Source organism: Candidatus Tisiphia endosymbiont of Ceraclea dissimilis, assembly GCF_964030735.1.
Lineage (GTDB): Bacteria > Pseudomonadota > Alphaproteobacteria > Rickettsiales > Rickettsiaceae > Tisiphia.
Genome location: NZ_OZ034917.1, coordinates 157,174 through 174,541 on the forward strand (window position 1 = coordinate 157,174; position 17,368 = coordinate 174,541).

The 17,368-nt window shown below is 32.9% G+C and carries 15 protein-coding genes and 2 pseudogenes; 7 read left to right on the forward strand and 10 right to left on the reverse strand.

Annotated features, from left to right (window positions below):
- Positions 1–201: 201 nt before the first annotated feature.
- Complete coding sequence (locus ACQH1V_RS00680; protein WP_425360486.1) at positions 202–801, reverse strand: bifunctional (p)ppGpp synthetase/guanosine-3',5'-bis(diphosphate) 3'-pyrophosphohydrolase; 600 nt, start codon at positions 799–801, stop codon at positions 202–204.
- Between the two features lie 245 nt (positions 802–1,046).
- Between ACQH1V_RS00680 and ACQH1V_RS00685 the strand changes: the two genes are divergently transcribed.
- Complete coding sequence (locus tag ACQH1V_RS00685; protein WP_425360487.1) at positions 1,047–2,726, forward strand: hypothetical protein; 1,680 nt, start codon at positions 1,047–1,049, stop codon at positions 2,724–2,726.
- 451 nt (positions 2,727–3,177) lie between these two features.
- Positions 3,178–4,986 (forward strand): AAA family ATPase, encoded by a 1,809-nt coding sequence (locus tag ACQH1V_RS00690; RefSeq protein WP_425360488.1) that lies wholly within the window; start codon positions 3,178–3,180, stop codon positions 4,984–4,986.
- A 31-nt stretch (positions 4,987–5,017) separates the two neighbouring features.
- Here the strand turns inward: ACQH1V_RS00690 and ACQH1V_RS00695 are convergent, their stop codons facing one another.
- Both ACQH1V_RS00695 and ACQH1V_RS00700 read right to left on the reverse strand, forming a co-directional pair.
- Complete coding sequence (locus ACQH1V_RS00695) at positions 5,018–7,906, reverse strand: hypothetical protein (protein WP_425360489.1); 2,889 nt, start codon at positions 7,904–7,906, stop codon at positions 5,018–5,020.
- A gap of 80 nt (positions 7,907–7,986) precedes the next feature.
- Positions 7,987–8,118 carry a hypothetical protein gene (locus tag ACQH1V_RS00700; protein WP_425360490.1) on the reverse strand — a complete coding sequence of 44 codons (132 nt, stop codon included), beginning with the start codon at positions 8,116–8,118 and terminating at the stop codon, positions 7,987–7,989.
- A gap of 328 nt (positions 8,119–8,446) precedes the next feature.
- Between ACQH1V_RS00700 and ACQH1V_RS00705 the strand changes: the two are divergent.
- Together ACQH1V_RS00705 and ACQH1V_RS00710 are read left to right on the forward strand one after the other, a co-directional pair.
- Positions 8,447–9,074, forward strand: a pseudogene (locus tag ACQH1V_RS00705) (IS5 family transposase); the annotation flags it as partial.
- Between the two features lie 121 nt (positions 9,075–9,195).
- The gene (locus tag ACQH1V_RS00710; RefSeq protein ID WP_425360918.1) at positions 9,196–9,912 is read left to right on the forward strand and encodes an HD domain-containing protein; all 717 of its coding nucleotides are present in this window, start codon (positions 9,196–9,198) and stop codon (positions 9,910–9,912) included.
- A 26-nt stretch (positions 9,913–9,938) separates the two neighbouring features.
- Here ACQH1V_RS00710 and ACQH1V_RS00715 read toward each other — a convergent pair whose 3' ends face one another.
- From ACQH1V_RS00715 to ACQH1V_RS00730, 4 genes and pseudogenes are all read right to left on the reverse strand, one after another.
- Positions 9,939–11,321, reverse strand: coding sequence for an MFS transporter (locus tag ACQH1V_RS00715; RefSeq protein WP_425360491.1), 1,383 nt, complete (start codon positions 11,319–11,321; stop codon positions 9,939–9,941).
- Positions 11,322–11,828: 507 nt separating this feature from the next.
- A pseudogene (locus tag ACQH1V_RS00720) lies at positions 11,829–11,972 on the reverse strand (transposase); the annotation flags it as partial.
- Positions 11,973–12,033: 61 nt separating this feature from the next.
- Positions 12,034–12,279, reverse strand: coding sequence for a hypothetical protein (locus tag ACQH1V_RS00725; protein WP_425360919.1), 246 nt, complete (start codon positions 12,277–12,279; stop codon positions 12,034–12,036).
- Between the two features lie 46 nt (positions 12,280–12,325).
- Positions 12,326–12,661: a hypothetical protein gene (locus ACQH1V_RS00730; RefSeq protein WP_133062908.1), complete on the reverse strand. Its 336-nt coding sequence runs from the start codon at positions 12,659–12,661 to the stop codon at positions 12,326–12,328.
- A 41-nt stretch (positions 12,662–12,702) separates the two neighbouring features.
- Between ACQH1V_RS00730 and ACQH1V_RS00735 the strand changes: the two genes are divergently transcribed.
- Both ACQH1V_RS00735 and ACQH1V_RS00740 read left to right on the forward strand, forming a co-directional pair.
- Positions 12,703–12,918 (forward strand): hypothetical protein, encoded by a 216-nt coding sequence (locus ACQH1V_RS00735; RefSeq protein WP_425360492.1) that lies wholly within the window; start codon positions 12,703–12,705, stop codon positions 12,916–12,918.
- On the forward strand, positions 12,915–13,367 hold the full coding sequence (locus tag ACQH1V_RS00740) for a recombinase family protein (protein ID WP_425360493.1): 453 nt from the start codon (positions 12,915–12,917) through the stop codon (positions 13,365–13,367). The genes ACQH1V_RS00735 and ACQH1V_RS00740 overlap by 4 nt, the downstream gene beginning before the upstream one ends.
- Here ACQH1V_RS00740 and ACQH1V_RS00745 read toward each other — a convergent pair.
- Positions 13,294–14,046, reverse strand: coding sequence for an IS5 family transposase (locus tag ACQH1V_RS00745; protein ID WP_425360912.1), 753 nt, complete (start codon positions 14,044–14,046; stop codon positions 13,294–13,296). The genes ACQH1V_RS00740 and ACQH1V_RS00745 overlap by 74 nt on opposite strands.
- Positions 14,047–14,254: 208 nt before the next feature.
- Between ACQH1V_RS00745 and ACQH1V_RS00750 the strand changes: the two genes are divergently transcribed.
- On the forward strand, positions 14,255–15,931 hold the full coding sequence (locus tag ACQH1V_RS00750) for a recombinase family protein (protein ID WP_425360494.1): 1,677 nt from the start codon (positions 14,255–14,257) through the stop codon (positions 15,929–15,931).
- A gap of 25 nt (positions 15,932–15,956) precedes the next feature.
- On the opposite strand, the gene ACQH1V_RS00755 is transcribed toward ACQH1V_RS00750, so the two are convergent.
- Both ACQH1V_RS00755 and ACQH1V_RS00760 read right to left on the reverse strand, forming a co-directional pair.
- Positions 15,957–16,736 carry a transposase gene (locus ACQH1V_RS00755; protein ID WP_425360495.1) on the reverse strand — a complete coding sequence of 260 codons (780 nt, stop codon included), beginning with the start codon at positions 16,734–16,736 and terminating at the stop codon, positions 15,957–15,959.
- A gap of 151 nt (positions 16,737–16,887) precedes the next feature.
- Positions 16,888–17,298 carry a DNA cytosine methyltransferase gene (locus ACQH1V_RS00760; RefSeq protein WP_425360496.1) on the reverse strand — a complete coding sequence of 137 codons (411 nt, stop codon included), beginning with the start codon at positions 17,296–17,298 and terminating at the stop codon, positions 16,888–16,890.
- Between the last annotated feature and the right edge of the window lie 70 nt (positions 17,299–17,368).

The following is a 17,368-nucleotide window of genomic DNA, read 5'->3' on the forward strand; positions in this document are numbered from 1 at the left end:
TAATTTGGAGCAGCTGAAAACTATTTTTCAGCTGACTCCGTACAAGTAAAGCATATTTCGCTTCACTCGTCCATACCATCATTCCCGCGTAGGCGGGAATCTATAATACCTCAGGGGATTTTTAGATCCCTGCTTTCGCAGGGATGACAACCATGATCCTATATTTTATTCAAATCTGCAAAAAAACTTGATTATCGAATTTTAAAAATTCTTTTGGAATTTATGCCAAAGATTTTCAATTATCTGCTCATAAGCAACAAGCTCTGATATAGTCCAATTAAATTGGTTAAAAATATCATATGCCTTATTTATCTCAGTATTAATAGCAGCTGTATTAAGTTTCTCCTCATATAATAACTCTCTTAGTTTTTCTTCCTGTATCTTTTTATAGTTCTTATGGTTAGCGCTACAAGATTCTGCCATATTATGCATCCTGTTAGTCCGTATTTGTATTTCTATGTTACAGTCATAGGTATCTGCTATAACTACGATATGCAAAGAACGGTAACCATTATCCTTAGGGTTAGCAATATAGTCTTTGCTCTTCGCCATATTAACAGGATATATCTTGTAAAGAATAGTCAATAATTTATAACATTCATATTGCTTATTAACTATAATCCTAAAACCAATTAGGTCAGTCAATTCTTTCACAGTAATACCCTTCCTTAGCATCTTCTTTAAAGCAGAATAAGGATCTTTTAATCTGTAACGTATTTCAGCTTCTATATAATTTTTACGCAGATTATCCCTAATATTAGCTATAATCTTGTGTAAATCGTTAGTAGTGGTATCTTGCATAATTAATATCACATGAAAAGGAATCTTTGATATGTTAACAAGTAGTAATTAATTTGTCAATTATCAGAAACTAATTAGTTAATAAATCAATAAAAATTTATCATAAAAAACTCCCAAGCTAAATAATGTAGAAAATTAGATATACTTATAAATATGAGCGTATTATACTAAGAATAGAAACACTAATACTGTTTTATATTTTAAAAAGAATGTTCTAATTTATTTTTTCACATGAGGTAAATGTTATGAATACACTAAAAAAAATTATTGAAGACTTGAAAGCTAAAAAAGATATTAAGGAAATAGATTTGACTTGGTGCTTTGGTATTAATCAGATAGATGACGAGGAAGCGAATCTACTAGCCCAAGCCTTAAAACACAATAACACTGTGACAACAATAAATTTGAGTTGTCACAATATAGGCGATGAGGGAACTAAGGCACTAGCACACATCTTAACAAACAATAAATCTATAACAACAGTAAATTTGGATAGCAACAACATAGGCGATGAGGGAGCTAAGGCACTAGCTCAAGCCTTAGCGAATAATAGCACTGTAATGAAAATAGATTTGAGCTGGAACAAGATAGGCAATGATGGAGCTAAGGCACTGGCTCAAGCCTTAGCAAGTAATAGCACTGTAATGAAAATAGATTTGAGCTGGAACAAGATAGGTGGTGAGGGAACTAAGACAATAGCACAAACCTTAACGAGCAATAGCACTGTGACACATATAGACTTGAGTCACAACAAGATAGGCGATAAGGAAGCAAAGCTACTAGCCCAAGCCTTAGAGAACAATAGCACTGTAACGCAAATAAATTTGAGTTACAACGATATAGGTGGTGAGGGAGCTAAGGAACTAGCTCAAACCTTAAAGAACAATAAAACTGTAACACACCTATATTTGGAAAGTAACAAGATAAGCGATGAGGGAGCTAAGGAACTAGCTGATGCCTTAAAGAGCAATAGCACTGTGACACACATATATTTGAAGAACAACTATATAGGCGATGAGGGAGCTAAGGAACTAGCTCAAGCCTTAGAGAGCAATGATACTGTAACGCACATAGATTTGAAGGACAATAAAATAGGCGATGATGGAGTGAAATCACTAGCTCAAACCCTAGAGAACAATAGTACTGTAACAAAAATAAATTTAAAATACAACAAGATAGGCGATGATGGAGTGAAATCACTAGCTCAAGCCTTAAAGAATAACAAAACTGTAACGGACATAAATTTGAATGAAAATTGCATAGGTGATAAAGGAGCGAAAGAATTAGCAGATACTTTAGCGAACAATAGCACTGTAACAAAAATAAATTTGAACAGCAACCAGATAGGCGATGAGGGAACTAAGGCAGTATCTCAAGCCTTAGAGAACAATAAAACTGTAACGCATATAGTTCTGGGCGGAAACCAGATAGGCGATGAGGGAGCTAAGGCACTAGCACAAGCCTTAAAAAACAATAGTACTATAACAGAAGTGCATTTGTGGGGCAACCAAATAAGCGATGAGGGAGCTAAAGCACTAGCTGATGCCTTAAAGAGCAATAGCACTGTGACAGAAATACATTTGTGGAACAACCAGATAAGCAATAAGGGAGCTAAGGCACTAGTACAAGCCTTACAACACAATAACACTTTGACAATAATGAATTTGTGGGACAACAAAATAGGAGATGATTTACTAGAGAATATAAATAAACTATTAAAGAAAAACGTATTACAAGCAGAAGAATTCAAGGGAAAGCCCTCAATACAAGAAAAACCAACAAATGAGACAGAACATAACTCAGAAACAAAGATTGTGAATGAACATGATCAGGAATTAGCTGTTATAAGTACCGTCGATGCTTTGCCTAAAGATGTGGAAGTTATACCTCTTGGTGCTAATGTTTATCCAGTAGAAAACATTTAAGGTTGCAAAAAAATTCTTTTTATATATTACAAAAACCTGAGGAAATATTAAGCTAATTGTTGTTATTCAGGTTTTTGTATTTATTAGAGATAATAGACCTCTTGCATAACCTAAAGATAATTGAGGAATTTTTAGGAAAAACGAAGTCGAGTACCGCAGCGTACTAAGATGTACGTGAGGAACGGAGACGAGTTTTAACAATAAAATTACCAATTAGATTAGGTTAGGCGAGAGGTCTAATGTTAAACATAGCCCCCTGCCCAATATAAATAAAGATTTAAGGATGTATAATTAATGATTGTAATATTTTGTATTTTTAACTCCCAAAAGTTGTGAGTGTTAATTCACTATAAAAAAACAAAAAATTATAAAAATTTTGCTAATTAGCTATTAGTGGACAATAAAAAAGTAGTATAATGGATATTATAGTTGGAAGGAACAGGTGAAAACAATGATAGAAGAAAAAAATAATATTAATTACCAACCAAGAATGTTTGTTGGTACCGATGACTTCTACGATTTGTTGATTAATAGCGACATATTTGTTGATAAGAGTCTAATGATCAAGGAATTGTTAGAAGATAGTGGTAAAGTCACCTTGATCACCCGCCCAAGGCGTTGGGGTAAAAGTCTGAATATGGATATGGTGCGGAGATTTCTAGAAATAGAAGTGGATAAGTATGGGATACAATTGCCGCAAGAACAAGGAGTTAATCATAAGCTGTTTAGCGGAGGAGAAGTGGATTTAGGCTTTGATGAGACTAAAGAACTAAAGCCATTGAAAATTGCTAATGTAGCAAACTCTATGAAACGTCAAGGTCAATTTCCAGTTATTATTATAAGTTTCAAGGGCGTTAGGGGCAGTAGTTATGAGGAGATTGAAAGTAAAATCAGCTATCAAATAACTAAGTTATTTAGTAATTATCGTTATTTAAAACGTTATGTAAGTGAGAAAGAATATTTATTGGAAGAAGCGGAAAAAGAGCAATTAACTAGATATTTTTCTGGAAAGTTTAACAAAGTAGAACTTGAGAATAGTTTAAAATTTCTAAGCGACTTACTTTATAAACATTTTAATCAAAAGGTCTATATATTAATCGACGAATATGATACACCAATTAATAGCTCCTACATGGAATTTGGTCATAAAGAAGAGTTTAATCAGGTACTTAAACTATTCCGGGCAATATTTGGCAATAGTCTTAAAACCAATGATTCATTACAAAAAGGTGTTATTACCGGCATATTGCGTGTTGCTAAGGCTAATTTGTTTTCAGATTTGAATAATTTAACTGAATGTAGTTTACTAGATGAAAGATTTTCTAACAGTTACGGGTTTACTCAAGCAGAAGTTGATGAATTATTAACTAAAGTACCAACCACTACAAAGCCAGAAGAAATTAAAAATTGGTATAATGGCTATAATTTTGGCGGAGAAATCATTTATAATCCATGGTCGATTATGCAATGTTTGGCAAGTAAAGGCAAGCTTGATCACTATTGGATTGATAGTGGTGGGACTGATTGGATTGATCATGTACTGCTCTCAGACGAGATGCAACAAAATATCCAGGCTTTAGTTGCAGGTAAAACGATTACTTCTTCTATTACTAAACATATAAATTTTGCTGATATTAACAAACCAGAAGGGTTATTTAGCTTATTATTATTTAGTGGTTATCTAAATCCTGCAGCCAAGATGTCAGAACAAGATATTTACGAACTATCTATCCCTAATTATGAGGTAAAATATATCTACCAAAAAAGAATGGTGCAATGGGTTAGTAAACAATTAGATATTGATAATTCTGGCTATTATTCTTTCGTTACTTTATTACCAGATGGTAGAATAGAGGAGTTTAAGGAGCGTCTGCAGGAATTGTTACTTAATTCTACTAGTTTTCATCAAACAGGAAAGAAAAAAGCTGAATTATTTTATAGTGGCTTTATGCTCGGCTTTATTAATATGCTAGGTTCTAATTATATAATATCGAGTGAACAAGAATCAGGGGATGGCAGAGCTGACGTTGTAATGATTCCAAAAATTGGTAAAGGTGATAAAGCGATGATTATCGAGTATAAAATCGCTAAATCCTCAGAAGAGCTAGCAGATATAGCTAAATCTGGTTTACAACAAATTATTAATAAAAAATATGATAGTAAAATAAAAGAGTACTCACATGTAAAACAAATATTAAAAATTTCTATGGCATTTTGTGGAAAAAATATGGAGTTAGAATATGAGGTAACTAAGTTCTAATAATAGAGCTTAGTTACTTGGATAGTAACTTTTATGATTCCTCTCCAGTGCATTCTACTTCATCATCAGGATAATCTTCTGTATTAGTAAAATAATCTTCTGGAAAGATATTGGGCTTTAAAATATCATCCTTTTCCTGTGTATAGGCAGCACCAGAAACTGGTATAACCTTAATGGTATTAAGCTGAAACTCCTTCTTTACAGCAGTATGATTACATTCTTGACCAAATACCATTAAAACAGCCCCATCCTTGTTTTTATAAATTTTTTCTGCCAATAACCTACTATCTTTATTTATTTTAAGCTCTGGTAAATATTTTCCTAATATTTTAACTCCATTATGATTAGAATCTTTTGCAATACCTTTCTCTAAAGCAGTAATAAATGCTTTCTGTTTAAAGATATCTAATGAACCTAACAAATCAGGATCAATTATAGCATAAATATTATGGTGTTTCTTACTACCAATATTTACAATATTTTTATTCTCTGTTGTATATTCTCCCTTGTTAGGAATATTCCAAAGTTGATGTTTTTCTTGATGATAATCAGAAGTCTTATCTTGAGAAAATCGAGCATTTTTTTTAAGATTTTGATAATATTGATGTATAATTGTCCAATGGTTTAAACATTTTGTAACAAAATTTTCTTTATATAAGGAATTTTCTTTAATATCAGCAATATTACTTGCCTCAGTTTCAAACTTTTTTTCAGAGCTATATTCTTCTGAATAAGAATTAGACGAATCAACATCATCGCTCATAGAAGTAACGATTTGTTGTTCTTTACTAACAGTTTGATTTATAATTTCTAAAGAAAAAGTAACTTCATCATCTTCAGCGATTTTATTAATAACGCTTTTAATCTCGTTTTGTAAGTTTGGGGTTGTTGCAGACTCTATTAATAATAGATGATACTGACATATATCCATTATTGTTTGAAAATCACTTAAAAACTCTTGCTTTATGGCATTACATGCACTGTAGGTTTCTTTTATATAACTCAAATTTTCTTTTAAAAATTCTTTATTATTCTCCGCAAATGCCTTTAACACTAACCCTAATTTAACCTCATTAAGGTAAATTTTAGGGCTTATTTCATATTGAGAGGCTTTATAGAATTTTAACGATTTTTCTGCCAAATCTAAATAATGTTTAGTTTGAGCTAAATCTTCAATCGTTAAATATAAATCCGCCACTTTTATGATAGTTATAAAATCTTTTCCTAAATTATCCTTTTTTAAAAGCTTATCTAAAACTTTTTGATAATTTATTTGTTCTATCTCATTTTTAGACCAATATTTTAAACAACTTAAAACCCTCAAGGCAACCTCAGACCCGCCACTCTCAAAGTTCTGGTCATCAACTATCTCTTTGATCGTGCTAACACTACACTCCCCTGTTTGCATGAGGAATCCATCTAAAAACTTTTTAATAGTTACCTGGATTTCTTTGCTTTGTTTTGAAAAAGCTTGCTTAATTATTTCTAGATGGTCCTTTATCCTTAGGACAAACTCTCGATCAAAACTAGGATATAAAAACAAATTCATGAATATTTCTTTAGCTTCGCCAGATAATTCAGATTTATTAACTAAATTATTAACTATCCCATCTTTAAATGTACTACTCTCTATATTATGTAAAGCTATTAGTAGACTATAAAAATCTTCCTCTATCTCAACACCATTAGCATATTCGATTAATTTTAATGATAATTCAATTATCTCTTTAAAATCTGCCTTATACTTACAATAGTTAAGGCGTAGCCTTAAAGCCTCGTGTTTTCCCTCGTTGAGTACATTATTCTCATCAGCCAAGCTTAATTTAACTAGTTCACGAGTATACTCATCTAATAATTTTTCCTCTTGGGCTGTTAATCCTCTCCCGAACCTCTTTTCATATATATTTATTAACTCTTCATAGTGAAACATCTTTAATGAATCTAATGGTATATACTCTATAATAGACTCTATTATTTTTATATAATCAGGATTTGTCTTATCATAACATTTCTTTAGAAATGCATCCATAACCCAAATATCGTACTCTTTATTCCCATGACGTAGAAAAAATAATTTCATGCATCTAGAAATTTCATCTACTCTGTTATTTAAGATAACATAGAAACATTCTAAAAGTTCTACTGACGTCCCTAAAAGCTCTGCTGACTTCTTTTCTTTTTTGGATACAACTGAACATCCTCCTATTTTTTCTGTGGATATAGAGGAATGTTCTTCTAATTTTTGCTTTAATTCCTTTATATTTTTATCGTAGCATTCTTTATTGAAATCTTGCTTTAGTATTTCTGAAGCTTTTTTAGCCCCTTTTTCTTTTAGCCATTTAATTAATTTTTTATTTTTATTTATGTCTGGTTTATTGTTTAATGTCTCATGTAAAGATTCAACCCAATCTAATAATGTTAATCCATCCTTTAATCTATTGGGATTAAATAAATCCTCAGCCCAAATACTCTTCAATAAATATTCGATAATACCTTCTTCATCTTCTTCGCCTTTTTTGCATTTCTTTAAATGCTCACGAGTGAGTATAAAATTATATAATGTCGTCTTACATAATTTAAAGATTCCTGTAGTTTCGTTTGTTTTTGCAGTCCCATCTGTTTTTTTAATAAAACCCAACAAAAATTGCTCGATAAGCTCTACATATTTTATTTTTTGTTTATTAGTTATATCATCTGCACCAAGGGAACATAAAATACGTTCCACTATAAAATCTCCTATAGTAAAATTATCACGCCCCTTTATAGGTGTACATAAAATTTCTTTTAATCGCTCAGAGTGGTTTTGTGCAATACTACTATTATCTGCTGAGCTAGTAGTTGCTGAGCTGCTAATTGATAAGCTAGTAGTTACAACAGTTTTTTTAGAAGTTTTTTGAGGGGGTTTATATTTTTTGGGCATATAAATAAACTTAATAACCAAGGATTAATGATACTATTTAATTTAGAGTCAATTGATGAGAGGTTGGTAACGTCGTCCGCTCACCTATTACTTATAGGCGTTGCTCCATCGCTCCTACTACTCAATTCTCCTGAATTGATATAGCAGCTTGAGAATGTAACGACAAAGCTTACTATCTTACCATATTTAAATAAATTACACAATAAATTCATAGAACAACCAGATTCCCGCCTACGCGGGAATGACAAATTTTACATTTAAAGGTAAATGTTGTGACTCGGATATATTCAAATTCCCTTCAAACAACCTACTAAAATTCATGCAACTGTTGATGCTTTAGGAAATCCTACAGCTTTTCATTTAACCCCTGGTGAGTCTATAAGTATTAAACAGCATAAAACGTCATTGCGAGGAAGACCGTAGGTCGACGAAGCAATCCACAAAATTAACCAAAAATGGATTGCCACGACCACTACGTGGTCTCGCAATGACGAAAAAGCTATCTAAAATCCGCTCCACCTTCTAACTTTCAACAGTTGTGGTATACCGTGGAGAGACTTACCAGAAAGATTTGGAGATTTTAGAGTAATTCATACAAGACATACACGTTGGAGCCAAAAAGAGGTATGGAAGAAGGTTTTTGAACTACTTACACAAGATGCAGATAATGAATATAGTATGATTGATTCAACGATTGTTAGAGTACATCAACATAGTGCCGGAGCTAAAAAAAAGCCATAGTAGATGACCAGCAATAGGTCGTAGTAAAGGCGGTTTATCAACTAAAATTCATGCAACTGTTGATGCTTTAAGAAATCCGGCAGCTTTTTATTTAACCCCTGGTCAGTCGCATGATTTACAAGGCTCTGATGCTTTAATGGAAACTTTGACAAAAGCGGATACCGTAATTGCAGATAAGGCTTATGATGCTGAGGCAAGAATGAGGAATAAGATAAAAGATAAGAATTGCACTCCTGTAATTCCATCCAAGAAGAATCGTAAATTTCCTATAGAATATGATATAGAGCTTTATAAGTATCGTCATTTAATTGAAAATTTCTTTGCAAAACTTAAACAATCTCGAGGCATTGCTACGCGTTATGATAAACTAGCTCAGAATTTTCTGGGAGTAATTTATTTGGCTTCTTCTGTAATATTACTTAATTGATGACACGCCCTAGTTTGGCAATTAAAAATATATTATTTTAAGAAACATGTAATAAATGCTTAGCGATGATTCAATTTATGGTATAATATCTAGATATGATATAATGATAAGGAAGATTTTTATGACAGATAGTACTAAATGGTCGTCAAAATATGCAGATTGTAAATATGCTACTAAGTTAATCAATAGATTAGAAGAGCTAAACCAACAAGTAATGCAACCAGTAAATATGAATGAGGTTAAGAGGGCTATCTATTATACCAAAAAATATCATGGTAGCCAAATGCGACTATCCGGGACTCCCTATTACTCCCATCCGATAGAGGTAGCACACATGGTTGCCGAATATACAGGATTAGAAATGCCCAAATACTTCAGGACTGATATGATCATTACCAGTTTACTGCATGATGCTCTTGAAGATACGGAATTAACCGAAAATATTATCTCTCAAGTTTTTAGCAAACAAATTGCCAACCAAGTGCTAGACTTGACTAGGGTTAAAACTCATGAAAAGATCAGCTCAGCAGAAACATTAGAACTATTATTTCACCAAAAAAAATATGATATAGTATTGATTAAATTATTTGATCGAATTCATAACTTACAAACCATAGGAGCTAAATCACCAGAAAAGGCAATAAAGATCATTAATGAGACAATAAAGTACTTTTTAATTATTTCTACATACTTAGAAGCGCCCCAAGCCGAGCAACAATTAATAAAATTATGTCAAAGCTTTTCGACTAACCAACCAAGTACCAATGAGTTTAAGAATAATCCCCAGACGCTTTTACCAATTCTTCAAAATGCAATAGCCCGTATGCAGAAGATATAATTGACTCAAATAATTGTTTTTTGCGGCTAATTAGCTACTTCCTCTTCCTTATAAACAGCTATGTCCCTATGACTTATAGGATAACCACCACACTCTTTTGTCAACTTTTCAAAATAAAATAGTCCGTAAGTAAAACCAATAATTATCGGAACCATAATAAACCATAATCCCCAATGACCAAAATGGTCAGTAAGGTAGATAAAACCAAAAGCAGTTATTATATACATCAAAGCCCGAGATATAGCAGCTGTAATGCTAGCACAGGTAAAACGTTTAAAGACCGGAAAGTTTTTATAAAAAATGGAACCAGCGGGATTTACGGATACAACTAATAAAATCATAACAAATTGCATTAAAAATAACTGATAAGGAGCATTAAGATGATTCAATAAATACGGACAAAATATGATAAAAATAGAACATATTATGAGCATAATTTTTATGATTAATAATGGATATATTTTTAAACTTAAATAACATAATATTAATGCGGTTAAAAGCTCGATTAGACAGACAATAAAATTATGATGAATAATTTCAGCCATGGTATAACCAAAGTTAGTTTTTAAAATATTAGCACAATATATATAAAGAAAATAAAAACATATTGGTCCAAAACATTGTAATAAAAAAAACGCAATTACGGTTTTTTTATTAACTCTCTCTTGGCAAATAGGATGGTTTATTAAGCTAGCTGTATCAATATTAGTTTTTTCAAAAACTTTTTTAATTCGACGTTTGGCATCAGCAAATTCTGGTGTTTCTCGTAGCTTTGTTCTGGCAGCAGTGCCAATCAATGCCACTGCTGCACCCAGCCAAAATGCCAAACGCCAGTTAAAACCATGCATCGTGACAAGTGAGGCAATACCTAAAGCCCCTAACCCTCCTAAGGCAGCAAAAGCTCCTAATGATCCTACAGTTGCATATTGGATTGGTGGCTTAAGCGTTTCCGTTAAATAAAGCTCTGCCCCTATTATTTCATTCATAGAAGAAATACCTTGAATAACACGGCAGATAGTTAATATCCAAGTAGCTGTCACCCCTATCTGAGCATAAGTAGGTAGATTAGCCATGACAAGACATGAGGTAGCCATCATAAAAGTTGTCATGATTACTGTTGATTTGCGTCCTATAGTATCGCCTAACCAACCGAATATTGCTGCCCCAATAGGTCGAAAAACATAAGTGGAACAAAAAGAAAAAGATATCATTAAAGAGGCGGTCTTAGGATCAGACGGTTCAAAAAATAATTCATTAAGAACTCCTGCCATATGGACATATAGCAGCAGGTCAAAATATTCGAGGAATGTGCCAATTGATAGCAGCCCAACGGATTCTTTTTGTTCTTTGGTAAGGTTAGTCTGCTGATTAGGGATAATCCTGGTATTTTCTTGAACAACTTCACTCATAATTGACCTGGTGTTGTTGTTGACTTCTGATAGCTCATATTTCTCCAGTGATTAATTTTTATATTTTGTGTTAATATATTTAGTATATAACATTTTATCGCTGCACTAAGTGATATAAGAAAAATAAATTTTATTCTGGCGTCATTGCGAGACCACATAGTGGTCGTGGCAATCCACGCTTATTGGATTGCTTCGTCGGCTTACGCCTCCTCACAATGACGTCTTTAACCTTAATAGTTACAATTTTAATTAAATATAACTCGTATTAAATAGTCAACTAGATTTTATGTTAATTTAATAAAAATATGATTTTTTAAATATAAATTAAAATTAGAGGAAAAAAGCTTATGAATACTAAAATTTTAAGAGTACAACCCAGTAACGGGGATAGTAACGTTGCAAAAGTACAAATTTCACTCTACATTCCTCGCAATGACGTTGACCACATATGACTTTAAACTACCTGGTCTAAAACTGCTTCCTCTTCCAACTTTCAACAGTTATGCACGGTATACCAGCACGATATCTATATAATACAGCTTCTACGAATAATCTATTATCTTTGGCACTTGCTCCTACGTCTCCTTCTTTTCCAGGTAAAATATCCTTTATCCTTTCCCATTGATTATCTCTTAAAGCATATCTGTGCATTGGTCACCTTCTTATTTTTTTACCAATATCTAATTGGCCTCATCCTAATATTTATGTCAACTTAATTGATGACACGCCCTAGTTCTCTTGCTATTTCTGTAAGTGTTAACGAGCTGCCTTCTTCTACTAAACGACGAAACGCCAATAAACCAGGTATTTTATGACCATACCCTTTCTGGTATCCCTCCTTTGCCTTTATATCTCCAGTTTCTTTCTTTAATCTAATCCAGTCATAGATTATTGATCGACTAATTTTGAAGGTCTCGCATGTAAGAGCTATTTTCTTATATTTCTCATAATGTTCTATAACTCTAGAACGTAAATCTTAACTGTATGCTGTCGCCCATAGTACCCTACAATTTTTGTAACAATGTAGGGAAGTAGGGATCAAAATCGGTAATTGAGTCATACTCCAAAATTCTTTTTAATACCGCTTTTGCCTTGTTACTTGCCTGTTTCAAGCAGTTCCTTAAATGATCCAATCCGTATGTAAAAAATGACACTAATTGTTTTGGATAAGTTTTCTGAGTTCTAATTCTTATGGGTTTTATCTCGTTTTGTATTAGCCCATTTTTTATTATTAAAGCCGATGCAATAGCACAAACTGTAACTAATTTCACGAATCTATCTGGGTTTGTTATATGACTTTTTTCAATATCAAAGCCACCGCTTTTGAGATGTTTAAACAACCGTTCTATCTTCCATTATTAAAACATCTATAAGTTTTAATTTGACAAATTTAGAACAATCCCCGACACTTAACAAATCAGTATTGCTAAACTTGGTTGATTGGGTAAGAAAATATCATGCAAGGCATTCCTATATTGGAACCAATGAAATGGGAGAGAATCCCCAAAGAGAATCGTCATCGCCTAATAACTCTATTAGCAACATTATCATTGAAAAAATTGCCAAAATCGATAATAAATATGGAGAAGGCAAATGATAGACAAGGAGAAACAATCAACTCAGAGAATATTATCAAGTGGCAAGATTCAAGCCTATCACCACGATCGTCTGGCGATAGTGTATATAAGGCAGTCAACGCTGCAACAAGTAGAACGGCATAGTGAATCTACTAAATTGCAGTATAATTTAGTAGAGAGAGCTTATGCTCTAGGCTGGAGTGCTGATAAAGTACTTATAATAGATGATGATTTGGGGCGGTCTGGTGCAACTGCTGAAGGTCGTCCTGGATTTCAGCGTTTAGTTGCTGAAGTTGGATTAGACCATGTTGGTATAGTACTAGGAATAGAAGTATCGAGGTTAGCACGATCATGCAAAGATTGGTACCAATTACTAGGTTCTGTTGACAAAATTTTTAACGTAACCATATTAAAGCTCCAACAAAATTTAGAAAGGCTAAAAAGGTGGCTGGGGCTTTATCAAACCTAGAAAATATACGCCTAAAATGTTTGATTTTACCAAAGAAACATTCAATTAAATGGCGTTCTTTATAAATATGTTTATCATATTCACGTTGTACTTTACGATTAGATTTTGGTGGGATAACAACCTCGCACCCCTTATTTTCTAAGCTTTCTACAAACGCACTACTATCATATCCTTTATCACCTATCACCGTCGTATTCTGAACATCTTTAGTAAGATTTTCAGCCTGAGTGATATCATTTCTTTGCCCAGCAGTTAGTATAAACTTCAGTGGGTTACCCAATGCATCAACGAGGGCATGAATTTTAGTACTAAAACCACCTTTGCTTCTACCTAAAGCTGCTTCCTCTTGATTACCTTTAATATATCCAGATGAGCAAGCATGTGCTCTTACAATAGTTGCATCAATCATCATTGATTCCATATCTACATCTACTTTAACATGATCCATTAAAGCTTCCCATATACCTTTGTCAACCCATCTCTTAAATCTGCGATAAACACTGTACCAACAACCATAATAATCAGCCAGAAGACGCCATTGACAACCTGTTCTAGCAATAAACCATATTGCTTCAATAAACTGTCTTATTTTTTCCTCATTCTTGTTGTGTATAGCTTTTTTTTTCTTAAAAAATGATAAAATTGCTTCCCATGCTTGGTCTTCTATGTAATACTTCATATCGGTAGTTTCTTGGTTTCGATAACTAGAAACTACCATTTCTTCTTACTATTGCAACTTCTTTATTCTACTCTGATAACTTAACATAAAATTTTGTCAACAGAACCTAGAAGTATGTGCACTTTTTAGAACCATTATTGCTGATACTGATGGTATTTATGATCCGGTATCCTATAATGATCGACTATTATTAGGTCTTAAAGGTACAATGTCTGAAGCAGAGTTACATATAATTAAGCAACGCATGCTACAAGGGAAGAAAGCAAAAGCACGTCGAGGTGAGTTAGGCATGCAAGTTGCTATGGGATATGTTAGACGACCATCTGGCGAAATTGTTAAAGATCCAGATGAGCAAGCACAGGCAACTATTCAGATGGTATTTGAGTTATTTGAAAAATTTTCTACAATTAATGCAGTATTAAAATACTTAGTCAGTCATAAAATAAAAATGCCTTATAGAGAGCGTAGCGGTTTGCAAAAAGGTGAACTAACCTGGCATCGTCCTAATAGGAATACTTTAGGAAATCTATTACATAATCCCATATATGCAGGTGCTTATGTATATGGACGCAGACCAACAGAGGCACATAGAAAAAAACCTGGCAGACGATCTACGGGGCGTATTGTTGCTAAAATGTCAGATTGGCAAGTATTGTTAAAAGACAAAGTTCCTGCTTATATTAGTTGGCAACAATATGAACGTAATGGCAGACAATTATTATCTAACTCCATACAAGGAATTGGTGTAGCAAGGCATGGTAATGCACTATTAGCCGGACTTGTTGTTTGTGGTCGCTGTGGTTTACGAATGGCAACTTGCTATACAAATAATGGTAATAAATTGCGTTATAGTTGTAGCAGAATGTCTGTAGATTATGGTGAAGATGTTTGCCAATCATTGGTTGGCAATGTTTTGGATGAACTAATTGCTAAGCAGGCATTAGAAGTGTTAAAGCCAGAAGCTTTGGAAGTTAGTTTACGAGTGGCAACAGACCTTGAAACCGAACATAATAATTTACAAAAATATTGGCAAAAACAATTAGAGAGAGGACGATATGAAGTTGAGAGGGCATATCGGCAATATAATTCTTCAGAACCTGAGAATCGTCTTGTCACAAGAACTCTTGAGAAAAAGTGGGAAGAATCATTATCTGCAGAAGAAAAGTTAAAACAGGAATATGCCAAATTCTTAGCTGAACAATCAAAAATTCTGTCTGATGTTGAGCGTCAAACTATATATAAATTAGCTTCTGATATTCCTGCTTTATGGTCATCGTCAACTACTACGGTAGAAGAACGCAAAGAAATTTTACGTTTACTAATAGAATGTGTTGTTGTAAAAATAGAAGGTGTAACAGAGAAAGTCTTGGTAGAAATACATTGGGCTGGTGGATATAAAACTAATACTAATCTTGTTCGTCCTGTGGCAAAATTGGAGCAACTTAGTTATTATGGTAAACTGCTTGAACTAGTAGCCAGTCTCAAAAGCCAAGATATGACATTACAGCAAATTGCTGATATTTTAAATCAACAAGAAGGGTGGCGTCCAGCAAAGCTGTTAAATATTTTTAATGAGAACACGGTTAGTAGCCTACTTATACGTAGTGGTGTAACAGCTACTAACAAAAGAACATTATCAGGAGAAATTAATCGTAGGCAAAATGAATTTACTTTTCGTGAATTATCGCAAAAAATCAATATACCAGAACCAACTTTATATAGATGGATGCAAAGAGAGCAATTAAAAGTCAGGAAAGTTTACAACTCATCACAACGTTGGATTTGGCTAATTACAGCCGATGAGCAAGAGATTAAAAGGTTGATCTCATTAAGAGAACAACCGAAACAGTGGATTTACCATTCCAGGGTAAAAAAGGTAGAATAATAAACAAATAACTATTACAGAGGCATTATGACTGGCAAACTTCAATTGACCAGCGAAATTTATATAAAGCAAAAATTTTTACATCAATATCACCACTAGCTGCAACAACCATTAGTTCGCTTTTATCATTTCTATATGCAGATAATGTAACTACATGTCCCCATAACATGCCTTTAATTTCAAGGTATTCAAGGGGTTTTACATTATTAAAACTTTTTCCCACTGGTTTAATTTGCAAAGCATTGATAATTCGAATCAGCATATCTTTTCTAAGAGGAATCGCAAATTTAATTTGTTTGCTAGTTAGAAAATTAAGCCATTCTTTACTCATAAATTCGCGATCAGCCAATAAATATTTAATTTTATGAACTCCAAAATTATTGATAAATCGCTCTAAAATTTCCTCCATCAACCAGCTAGAACAAGCACCCCCGTGATCTAATGGATACCAATAAATAGGCACAGAAATTTTTCCGAAAACTATAACCAAAAATAATATATTAATATCACTTGTGCCAAATTTCCAGCAAGTTCTATCCAGAGCAATAATGTATTTGTCATTAGCAAAAATATTCAAAATAAACTTAGCAATTTGGTCATAATTAAATATTTGATCCCTAAACAGCCTATATATTCTTTGAATTCTAGAGCTATGTTTAGCTTCACTCTTAATTCCAAGTGCCATGTTTTTACCGCTAACGGAGCAATTCTCAATTAGACTCATAATCATTCCAGAAAGACATTCTAGCCTTGATTTTTTCCAAGAAAAGTTTAGTATCAGTGACTGAAGTAGTATATTGTGCATAGTCAGAAAATACACTCTTATACTACTTCAACCTTCCATATACAATACCTTTGCAGAGTATTTATTACAAAAATTGTAGGGTACTATGGCTCACGCCTCCTCGCAATGACGTTTTTATGTTGCTTAATACTTATAGAATAAAAATTGTAGGCTACTTATATCCTATTTCATCAAGTTTTATATCTATCGTTTTAATAACATTACCATTATCAATATTCATAATATTTTTAACATTCTCAAGCAATAATATTAATGGTTTATGATATTGTTCAATTCTAATTATTTCATAAAATAATTTACCATTTATATCATGTAGACCATTTTGTTTACCCGAGATACTAAAAGGTTGACAAGGAAAACCGGCACATAAAATATCATGTTTTGGTATTTTTTGCTCAGAAATCTCAGAAATATCACCCATGGGCTTTTCTCCAAAATTCCTTTTATAAGTTTCTTGCACATCTTTATCAATATCTGATGAAAAAACACACTCCATCCCTTTTTCTTCAAGAGCTATACGAAAACCACCAATATCACAAAATAAATCTATAAATTTGTACATATAGGAGACACATTAATTATATATTGGCATAGGATAAACATTATACAATGATAAAAAAATATTACTCCAA

Coding starts and splice junctions, on each gene's coding strand:
- ACQH1V_RS00745 (WP_425360912.1), bottom strand. CDS start 14,046: ATGAAGTATTACATAGAAGACCAAGCATGGGAAGCAATTTTATCATTT.
- ACQH1V_RS00750 (WP_425360494.1), top strand. CDS start 14,255: ATGTCTGAAGCAGAGTTACATATAATTAAGCAACGCATGCTACAAGGG.
- ACQH1V_RS00700 (WP_425360490.1), bottom strand. CDS start 8,118: ATGAATTTATTGTGTAATTTATTTAAATATGGTAAGATAGTAAGCTTT.
- ACQH1V_RS00760 (WP_425360496.1), bottom strand. CDS start 17,298: ATGTACAAATTTATAGATTTATTTTGTGATATTGGTGGTTTTCGTATA.
- ACQH1V_RS00685 (WP_425360487.1), top strand. CDS start 1,047: ATGAATACACTAAAAAAAATTATTGAAGACTTGAAAGCTAAAAAAGAT.
- ACQH1V_RS00695 (WP_425360489.1), bottom strand. CDS start 7,906: ATGCCCAAAAAATATAAACCCCCTCAAAAAACTTCTAAAAAAACTGTT.
- ACQH1V_RS00715 (WP_425360491.1), bottom strand. CDS start 11,321: ATGAGTGAAGTTGTTCAAGAAAATACCAGGATTATCCCTAATCAGCAG.
- ACQH1V_RS00740 (WP_425360493.1), top strand. CDS start 12,915: ATGATAGACAAGGAGAAACAATCAACTCAGAGAATATTATCAAGTGGC.
- ACQH1V_RS00690 (WP_425360488.1), top strand. CDS start 3,178: ATGATAGAAGAAAAAAATAATATTAATTACCAACCAAGAATGTTTGTT.
- ACQH1V_RS00710 (WP_425360918.1), top strand. CDS start 9,196: ATGACAGATAGTACTAAATGGTCGTCAAAATATGCAGATTGTAAATAT.
- ACQH1V_RS00755 (WP_425360495.1), bottom strand. CDS start 16,736: ATGCACAATATACTACTTCAGTCACTGATACTAAACTTTTCTTGGAAA.
- ACQH1V_RS00680 (WP_425360486.1), bottom strand. CDS start 801: ATGCAAGATACCACTACTAACGATTTACACAAGATTATAGCTAATATT.